Annotated in this window: 12 protein-coding genes; 8 read left to right on the top strand and 4 right to left on the bottom strand. The window is 66.1% G+C overall.

Annotated features, from left to right (window positions below):
* Nucleotides 1–90: 90 nt before the first annotated feature.
* Complete coding sequence (locus CAK78_RS03735) at nt 91–609, bottom strand: GNAT family N-acetyltransferase (RefSeq protein WP_094696412.1); 519 nt, start codon at nt 607–609, stop codon at nt 91–93.
* Nucleotides 610–750: 141 nt separating this feature from the next.
* Nucleotides 751–1,401, bottom strand: a complete 651-nt coding sequence (locus tag CAK78_RS03730) for a tellurite resistance TerB family protein (RefSeq protein WP_094696411.1) — start codon at nt 1,399–1,401, stop codon at nt 751–753.
* A 62-nt stretch (nt 1,402–1,463) separates the two neighbouring features.
* Here CAK78_RS03730 and CAK78_RS03725 point away from each other — a divergent pair, with 62 nt between their 5' ends.
* From CAK78_RS03725 to CAK78_RS03700, 6 genes are all read left to right on the top strand, one after another.
* Entirely contained in the window at nt 1,464–2,315 is an 852-nt protein-coding gene (locus CAK78_RS03725; RefSeq protein WP_094696410.1) for a DMT family transporter, read from the top strand.
* On the top strand, nt 2,312–2,611 hold the full coding sequence (locus tag CAK78_RS03720) for a hypothetical protein (RefSeq protein WP_094696409.1): 300 nt from the start codon (nt 2,312–2,314) through the stop codon (nt 2,609–2,611). The genes CAK78_RS03725 and CAK78_RS03720 overlap by 4 nt, the downstream gene beginning before the upstream one ends.
* 20 nt (nt 2,612–2,631) lie before the next feature.
* Nucleotides 2,632–3,156 carry an acyl-CoA thioesterase gene (locus CAK78_RS03715; RefSeq protein WP_094696408.1) on the top strand — a complete coding sequence of 175 codons (525 nt, stop codon included), beginning with the start codon at nt 2,632–2,634 and terminating at the stop codon, nt 3,154–3,156.
* A gap of 28 nt (nt 3,157–3,184) precedes the next feature.
* Nucleotides 3,185–3,340, top strand: a complete 156-nt coding sequence (gene rsmS, locus CAK78_RS03710) for a pleiotropic regulatory protein RsmS (RefSeq protein WP_010634402.1) — start codon at nt 3,185–3,187, stop codon at nt 3,338–3,340.
* 39 nt (nt 3,341–3,379) lie between these two features.
* Nucleotides 3,380–3,847 (top strand): GyrI-like domain-containing protein, encoded by a 468-nt coding sequence (locus tag CAK78_RS03705; protein ID WP_094696407.1) that lies wholly within the window; start codon nt 3,380–3,382, stop codon nt 3,845–3,847.
* Between the two features lie 109 nt (nt 3,848–3,956).
* Nucleotides 3,957–5,156: an MFS transporter gene (locus tag CAK78_RS03700; RefSeq protein ID WP_094696406.1), complete on the top strand. Its 1,200-nt coding sequence runs from the start codon at nt 3,957–3,959 to the stop codon at nt 5,154–5,156.
* A 22-nt stretch (nt 5,157–5,178) separates the two neighbouring features.
* Here the strand turns inward: CAK78_RS03700 and CAK78_RS03695 are convergent, their stop codons facing one another.
* The gene (locus CAK78_RS03695; RefSeq protein WP_042008040.1) at nt 5,179–6,027 is read right to left on the bottom strand and encodes a LysR family transcriptional regulator; all 849 of its coding nucleotides are present in this window, start codon (nt 6,025–6,027) and stop codon (nt 5,179–5,181) included.
* Between the two features lie 110 nt (nt 6,028–6,137).
* Here CAK78_RS03695 and CAK78_RS03690 point away from each other — a divergent pair, with 110 nt between their 5' ends.
* Both CAK78_RS03690 and CAK78_RS03685 read left to right on the top strand, forming a co-directional pair.
* Nucleotides 6,138–6,641 carry a nucleoside deaminase gene (locus tag CAK78_RS03690; RefSeq protein ID WP_094696405.1) on the top strand — a complete coding sequence of 168 codons (504 nt, stop codon included), beginning with the start codon at nt 6,138–6,140 and terminating at the stop codon, nt 6,639–6,641.
* Entirely contained in the window at nt 6,634–7,854 is a 1,221-nt protein-coding gene (locus tag CAK78_RS03685) for a cyanate transporter (protein ID WP_094696404.1), read from the top strand. The genes CAK78_RS03690 and CAK78_RS03685 overlap by 8 nt, the downstream gene beginning before the upstream one ends.
* 366 nt (nt 7,855–8,220) lie before the next feature.
* On the opposite strand, the gene CAK78_RS03680 is transcribed toward CAK78_RS03685, so the two are convergent.
* Nucleotides 8,221–8,517, bottom strand: a 297-nt coding sequence (locus tag CAK78_RS03680) for a transposase (protein ID WP_141214114.1), incomplete at its 5' end; no start/stop codon positions are given.

The raw sequence follows: 8,517 nt of genomic DNA, 5'->3' as shown, positions 1-8,517 counted from the left end.
CCGATGGCCAAAGAGCGACAGAAAATAATGCGGCGCCAAGAGCAAACAACAGAGGCCCGTAACGGGCCTCTGTTTGGGAGATAACCTGGCTTATCTGGCCATGGTCTGTGACAGCATCTTGAACCCCAACCTCTCGTAGAGCGCCTTGGCGCGCTCGTTGAATGCCATCACCTCCAGCCGCAACTGGCTGGCGCCCTGCGCCTTGCCCCACGCATCGCAATGGGCGATCAGCGCCTTGCCGATCCCCCGGGAGCGGTGCCCCTCATCGACCACCAGGGTGCCGATACGACAGATGGGCTCCTTGCTCAGAAACGGGATGGTCTCGTTGATGTCGATGCGGGCGGTCAGAAAGCCCGCCACGGCTCCCTCCTGCTCGGCCACGCAAAACAGGCGCCCTTCGGCGGCAATGGCTGCCAGCAAAAAGGCCCGCTCCTCGGGGGATGGCGGGCAGAACACCTGCGGCGCCTGCGTGAAGTGGATCTCTCCTATCTGCCGGTTCAGCTCGAGGATGGCGCCTATGTCCTGCTCACGTGCCTTGCGTATTTCCAATGAATGCTCCTTGCCTCTGTGTCCTGGCGATGACGTGCCCTGGCGATGAGACGGTCTCATCTGCTCCCTTTGGCCAGGGCTCCATCATAGTGGCTGCCCGGCCAGACAAGAAGTGCCGCAACAGCCTTTGGCAGGCATCTGAAAACAACAAGGCCCCGTCACGGGGCCTTGTCGACAATCCAGGTACTGAGCGGGGATCAATCAGGCGGGGGCACCCAGCTGGGCCACCTGGCGCTCAATGCTGCCTTTGAGGTTCTCATCGAGCTTGAGGGCGCGCGCCAGCTCGTCTAGATAACCGCGCTCCATGAAGTGATCCACGTCGATGGCGAGCAGGGAGGCGAGGTAGACCTCGGTCGCCAACTCCATGTCGGTCACTTCCCGCGCCAGGGCGTGGGGATCCAGGGGACGGGCCAGTTCGGCATCAATCCAGCGGGCCGCATCGCTCTGGCCCTGCTCGGTCAGGTACTGCTGGATCTTCTGACGCTCGTCGTTGTCGATATGGCCGTCGGCCCGGGCCGCCGCCACCATGGCGCGCACCAGAAGCGCGGCTCTGGCATCCAGCGCATTGCCCCGCAGGGTATCGAGGGGCTGGGTCGGCTGGGCCGGGGCAGACTGCTGGGCCTGCCAGTCCTGATAGAGTTTGTAGGCCAGGCCGCCGAGGGCCGCCGCGCCGCCCACCGCCGCCACCTTGCCGCCATATTTGCGCACCTTCTTGTTGCCAAGCAGCAGGGCCATGGCACCGGCGGCGAGGCCCCCTTGCGCCATCCCCTTCATCTGCGCCTTGCGGCTGTCGCCACCTTCGTTGAGCCAGCCCTTGCCAGCTCCCATCAATTGCTCCAGCATTTGTTTCATGGGACCTCCTCGTTGGATGGTAAATCATGCTGAACCTGCCCCACTGAACTCAAGGTGAATGGATGCCGCTGCCCCGCCTGCTGACACTGACCCTGCTGACCCTGATGGCGTTCGCCGCCAACTCGGTGCTCTGCCGGCTCGCCCTGTTCGAAGAGCGGATGGATCCCGCCCTCTTCACCCTGCTGCGCCTGACCAGCGGCGCCCTGGTGCTGGTGCTGCTGTGCGGCGCGCGCCAAAAATCCCCCCGCCAGGGGGACTGGGGCGGCGCCCTGGCCCTCATCACCTATGGCGCGGCGTTCTCGTTCTCCTACCTCACCCTGACCGCGGGCACCGGCGCCCTGCTGCTGTTTGCCGCCGTCCAGCTCAGCATGCTGGCGCCGCCCCTGCTGCGCGGGGAGCCCCTGCCCCGCCGCCAGTGGCTCGGCCTGCTGCTCGCCATGGCGGGCCTGGTGGTGTTGCTGCTGCCCGGCCTCAGTGCACCGGATCCGCTGGGGGCGGCCCTGATGATCCTGGCCGGCATCGCCTGGGCCGGCTATACCCTGCGGGCCTCGCGCTTTGCCGACCCGGTCGCCGCCAACGCCGGCCACTTCCTGCGCGCCAGCCTGCCGGCCGCCCTGCTCTATCTGTTGTTCGGGCAGCTGCAGACCAGCCCCGCCGCCATCGGCTATGCCCTGGCCTCGGGGGCGCTGGCCTCCGGCCTTGGCTATGCGCTCTGGTATCTGGTGCTGCCCCACCTTGGCCGCACCCTAGCCGCCAGCGTCCAGCTGCTGGTGCCCCTGCTCGCCGCCCTGGCCGGGCTCATCTGGTTGGATGAGTCCTGGTCGCTGCGCTTGGTATTGTCGACCCTGGGCATCCTGGGGGGGATCGCCCTGGTCATCGCCGGACGCCCCCCATCAGGAGAAAAATCATCATGAAGATGCTCGTATTGCTACTCGGTGGTGCCCTCTCGCTCCCCCTGCTGGCCGCAGTGGAGGACAGAGATGCCAAACAGGCCAAGCTGGATGCGGCCTGCCAGCAGGCCCAGCAGCAGCTGGTCGAACAGGGCAAACAACGTCGGATCGACGCCTGCATCAAGGCGGGCGGCAAGGCCGCCAAGTGCCAGCAGGAGTTCGCCAGCTTCGGCCAGCGAGAGGGCAACAAGCGGCCCGATCTCAACAACCTGACCCCCTGCCAGCAGGCTGACACCTATCGCAAGAGCTACCGCCAATGACCCTCAATCAAGGAGACCCCATGACCCCACCCCGCGAGCTGACCCTGCAGTTTCTGGCCGAGCCCGCCGATGTGAATTTCGGCGGCAAGGTGCACGGCGGCATGGTGATGAAATGGATCGATCAGGCGGGTTACGCCTGCGCCGCCGGCTGGTGCGGCGGCTATGCGGTGACCGTCTATGTGGGGGGGATCCGCTTTCTGCGCCCCATCCAGATAGGCCAGCTGGTGGAGGTGCACGCCCAGGTGATCCACACCGGCACCACCAGCATGCACCTGGCGGTGGATGTCTACAGCCGCCACCCGACCCAGCAAGAGCGTCACAAGACCACCCACTGCATCATCATCTTCGTGGCCATGGACGAGCACGGCAAACCGACCCCGGTGCCCCAGTGGCAACCGCAAAACGAGAGCGATCGGCAGCTGCAGCAGTACGCCCTCAAATTGATGGCCCTGCGTGAGCAGATCGATCAGGAGATGCGCCAGCACCTTCTAGCCGGGTTGCCCGCAACAGCAGACAGGTCCCCATCCGGGAGCGGCCCTGTATAATGGCGTTTTCCCCGTTACGGAGTCTGTCATGTCATTGGAAACTGCCCCGCCCGAGGTCCAACTCGCGGTGGATCTCATCGAACTGCTGGAGACCAACCGGATTGAGCCGGCCCTCGCCCTAGCGGCACTGGCCATCGTCTCCGCGGACTATCAGCGCAAGCTCAGTGAAGGCAAGGAGTGCTGAGCAAGGTTGCCTTGCCACCCATCGCGTACAGGAGGTGTCATGACTGATCCCGTTCGTTTTGAAACCGGCCGCCCCATGCTGCTTGGCGGCCTGCGTCGTCACCATGCCTTCACCCACGCCGACTTCGGCGGCCAGTGGCGCGATTTCAGCGCCCTGGGTCCGTTGCCGGGCCAGCTGGGCGAGCATGCCTATGGCGTCATCTGCGGCATGACCGCCACCGAGTGCGAATACATGTGCGCGGTGGAGGTCGCCGCGCTGGAGGTGCTGCCCAAGACGCTGGGGCGGATGCGCATCGAGCCCCAGACCTATGCCGTCTTCCTGCATCGGGGGCATGTCTCGACCATGCCGCACACCTGGCAGCAGGCGCTGGAGTGGCTGGCGCAGTCCGCTTACCAGTCGGCCCACCTGCCAGACTTCGAGCGCTATGGCGCCACCTTTGACCCGGACACCGGCAGCGGCGAGGTCGAGCTCTGGCTCGCCGTGCTGCCGCGCCAGGCCATCGCCTGAACATACCGCGCTCTGCCCTGGTAAACCGGCCAGGTTTAACCCAGACGAGGGGCTGACTCGGCGCACGGGCAGTGCAAGGATATGGCTCCCTTACTGCCCGAGAGTTGTTATGGATAACCAGGAATGTCTCGACCAGGCTGGTCTTTGGAGCCGCTCCGCTCGCATCATGACGCTGGCCTGCCTCATCGTCTTCATGGCCCAGATGGCCACCACCGTTTACCTCCCCTCCCTGCCCGTGGTGATGACGGATCTCGCCATGACCAGGCAGGGGGCCGAGCTCTCCATCTCGCTGTTCGTCATCGGCGCCGCCCTGCCGGTGCTGTTCTGGGGCGCCGCCGCCGATCGCTACGGTCGCCGGCTGCCTCTTGCCCTGTCACTGCTGCTGTTTGTCGGCCTCAGCCTGCTGCTGGCCACCACCAGCCAGGGGCCGCTGCTCTTGATCCTGCGCACCCGGCAAGGGGTGGCGGCCGGCGGGGCGGCCATCATCGCCCGCATTCTGGTGCGGGATCACTGGCACGGCGATGAGCTGGCGCGCCGCCTCTCGGTGCTCTCCATCGCCTTCATCACCGCCCTTGGCGGCGGTCAGTGGATAGGCGGCCTCATCAGCCGCTATGCCCATTGGCAGCTGGGGTTCGTGCTGATGGCCGGGGTCGGCGTGCTGGCGCTGCTCTTGATGAGCAGCCTGCCGCTGCAGGGGCCCAATCCGGCGGCTGCGAGCGGCGGCATGTGGGCCCGTTACGCCAGCCTGTTGCGCCGCCCCGGCTTTTTCTGGCCGGCCTGCGCCGGCGGCATCGGCTTTGCCATCACGGTGACCCTGCAGGAGGTGAGCCCCTTCGTGCTGCAGCAGGGGTTTGCCCTCGAGGTCACCACCTTCGGCAGTCTGGGGTTGCTGATCGGTATCGCCTACTTCGCCGGCGCCATGACGGTCAACCGGCGGGTCGCCCGGGTGGGAGGCCGCCAGCTGATGCGCCAGGGGGCTGCGCTCATTCTGCTGGCGGCGGGCGGCATGCTGCTGCTCTGGGCGCTGGGCGCCCTGCAGGGCAGCAGCGGATTGGTGGCCATGATGACCTGCTACTGCCTCATCATCTTCGGGCAGGCGGTGCTCTTTCCCAACAGCATGGCGCTGGCGGTGAGCGATGGCCGCGAGCACGGCGCCTACGCCATGGCTCTGTGCGGTTTCCTGCAGCAGGGGGTGGCCGGAGTGGCCGCTGCCGGCGCCACCCTGGTGAGCCATCACGGTGCCTGGGCCCCGCTCGTCTTCACCCTGGCGCTCATCACCCTGCTCATCGTGCGCACCAGGGTGCGCTAAGCAGGCATCTGCCTGCGTCCCCTCAACCCTCAGCGGGCCCCATCACCCGATCACACAGGCTGATGAGGGCCTCACAGAGCCGAGTGAGCGGCTCGCCGCGCTCCGCCCCCAGGTGCAGCGCCAGCTCCACCGGCGCCACCGCCGGCCAGTGGGTCAGCTCCTGCTGATCCGGCTGCAGCAGGCGCCGAGGCAGCAGGCTGACCCCGATCCCGGCGCTCACCGCCCCCTGCAGGCTGGCCAGGCTGGCGCTGACGTAGGCAATGCGCCAGCGCCGCCCCATCCCGTCGAGAGCCTCGGTCAGCTGCCGCCGATAGAGCCCTTCGCTCGGGAACACCACCAGCGGCAAGGGATCCCGCTCGCTGGCGGGCCAGGCACGGCTGTCGACCCAGGCCAGCGGCTCACGCCAGCAGGCGCGCGGCGCCCCCTGTCCCCGCGCCTGTTTGACCAGCGCCAAGTCCAGCTCGCCGGCCTCGAAGCGCTGCCAGATCTCGTGACTGAGGCCGCTGTGCACCTCCAGCCGCACCTGCGGGTAGTCGCGAGCAAAGGCTGCCAGCACAGGGGCGATGGCACCGGCGGCAAAATCCTCCGGCACTCCCAGGCTCAGCTGCAGGCTGGCCTCGGCCACCTGCTCCTCGGCCCGGGCCAGCAGGGCCAGGATGCTGCGGGCCAGCCCCAGCAGCTTCTCCCCCTCTGCCGTGGTCACCACCTGACGACCGGAGCGGTCCAGCAGCGGGCAGCCGAGCTGCTGTTCGAGGCGCCGCATCTGCTGGCTGATGGTGGACTGGGTGAGGTGCACCCGTTCACCGGCGCGGGTAAAACTGCCGCTGTCGACGATGGCGACAAAGCTACGCAGCAAGAGGGGATCCAGCATGGCTACTCCATTTACAAAACCACTGGATGTCATTCTATCATTTAATTTCCCCATGACTGGCTTCCCCGCTAGGCTGGTCTCTTCCCATTCCCTTGCCTCGAGGATCCGCCATGCCCCACTCCCTTGCCGAACCCGCCGGCTCACGCCTGATCGCCTCGCTCACCACCAATCCCACGCATCAGGAGTGGCTGGAGCAGGCGTTGCAACTGGCCCTCCATAACCGCCGACAGGGGGGCAGACCCTTTGCCGCCCTGCTGGTGCAAGGCAACCAGCTGGTGACCTGCGCCGTCAACGGCATGCACCAGGATGGCGACCCCACCCGCCACGCCGAACTGGAAGCCCTGCGCCAGGCCAGCCAGGTCGGGCCGCTGGCGGGCGCCATCGTCTACGCCAGTGGTCACCCCTGCCCCATGTGCCTGAGCGCCCTGGTGATGAACGGCATCGCCGCCGTCTATTACGCCTTCGATAACGAGGATGCGGCCCCGTTCGGCTTTGACAGCACTGCCGCCTACCAAAAACTGGGCCTGCCCCTCGCCCCTGCCCCCCTGCCACTCATCAAGCTGCCGAGCCCGCTGGCCGCCGCCGAGCTCTATGGTGCACAAAGTCATGCTTGAGGCCCGCATCGATACGCGCCAGCAGCAAGCCCTGCTGGTGCTGGTGATCCTGATCGGGCTCAACTTGCGGCCGTTTCTCACCGCCGTCGGCCCCCTGAGCCGCGACATTGCCGAGGCGCTCGGGCTTGGTATGGACACCCTGGCCTGGCTGACCCTGTTGCCGCTCTGGCTCATCGGCGGCGGCGTGCTGCTCACCCCGGCCCTGCGCAGTCGCAGCGGGCCGCGCCAGTTGCTGGGGGCAGCCCTGCTGCTGTTGGGCATGGGCAGCGCCATGCGCTTCGAGGCCGGCAGCGGCGCCCTGCTCATCGCCAGCGCCGCCCTCTGCGGGCTGGGCTCGGCCCTGGTGCAGGGGGTGCTGCCCGGCCTCATCAAGCAGGCATTCGCGCAAAAGGTGCCGCTGGTAATGGGCATCTTCTCGGCCTGCATGATGGGGGGCGGGGCGCTGGGTGCCAGCCTCACCCCGCAGCTCGCCGCCCGGCTCGACTGGTCCCAGGCGCTGGCGCTGTGGAGCCTGCCGGTGCTGCTGGCCATGGGCTGGCTAGGCTGGCGGGTACGACTGCCCGCAGCGCCGGTGGCAATGTCCGGCGGCGGCGAGCAGCGTCTCATCAGCCTGCCCCGCAGCTGGCTGCTGATAAGCTGCTTTGGCATCATCAACAGCGGTTACGGCATCGTGGTGGCCTGGCTGGCGCCGGCCTACATGGCACAGGGCTGGAGCCCCCAGCAGGGGGGCGAGCTGGTGGCCTGGCTGGCGCTGGCCCAGACCGTGAGCGGCCTCGGCCTGCCGCTGCTGGCCGCCCGCCGGCTCGACCGCCGGCCCTGGATGGGACTGGCCATCGCCATGCAACTGGCGGGCTTTGGCGGCCTCTGGCTGGCGCCGACTACCGCCCCCATCCTCTGGTGCATGCTGTGCGGCGCCGGGCTTGGCGGCAGCTTCTCCCTCATCATGGTCATCGCGCTCGATCACCTGCCTGATCCGCGCCGCGCCGGCACCCTCAGCGCCCTGATGCAGGGATTCGGCTTCATGCTGGCAGCCACCGGCCCCTGGGTGGCGGCCCGCCTGCACCACCTGAGCGGTGACTTTGCCGCCGCCTGGCAGTGGCAGCTGGCCGGCCTGGTGCTGATGAGTCTGCTGGTGCTGCGTCTCGACCCGCGCCGCTACCCGCGCGCCATGAAGCTGACCACGGCCTCTCCTGCCCCCACTCCCATCAACTGATCTGTGCTTGCCTCCTCTTTTCCGGATGAGGAGGCAAACTCACCACCTTCCAGCCTCTCCCCATTCCTTGCTCGCTTTCCGGTATCGGGGCAGCTGAGCAAACCATCAGCAAAAAACTGCATATCCATTTGATTTGTAACATATTAAATCTTCCCATATGGAGGGTTGTGCTGCCATATGAGCCCATTAAGGTAAGGCACTCAGACGAGAATTAATCTCGTTTCGTCTGACAGGGAAGAGACGGTATTCATCAGGGAGGAGAACGCCACGCGCCAGTGGCTTTGTTATCACACAAAGGAAATCACATGCAGACAAACACAAAATGGGCTTCTCTACTCGGTGGCTTGGCCATGCTAGGCTGTGTTCTCAAAATGCTGGTTTTCTGTCCACCAATAGTTCCCGTAAGTAACGAAGGCAGAAAGCCAGCTTGATAAAAGCAGCAAAACTTCCCGCCAGCTTTTCATACCTCGTTGAGAATCGGCGAAACTTCTTCAGCCATCCGAAGCACCGTTCGACCACATTTCTCCTACGATAACGAGCTTTGTCTAACACCAGTGGACGTCCCTTATGGTGCCGTTGCTGGTCGCTGCGTTGCGGGATAACCGCTTTTATCTTTCTGCGCCGGAGTTCTGCCCGCAGAGCCCTGCTGCTATAGGCCTTATC

Source organism: Aeromonas sp. A35_P (genome assembly GCF_002259925.1).
Taxonomy (GTDB): domain Bacteria; phylum Pseudomonadota; class Gammaproteobacteria; order Enterobacterales; family Aeromonadaceae; genus Aeromonas; species Aeromonas dhakensis.
This window is presented reverse-complemented; position numbering and strand designations above follow the sequence as displayed.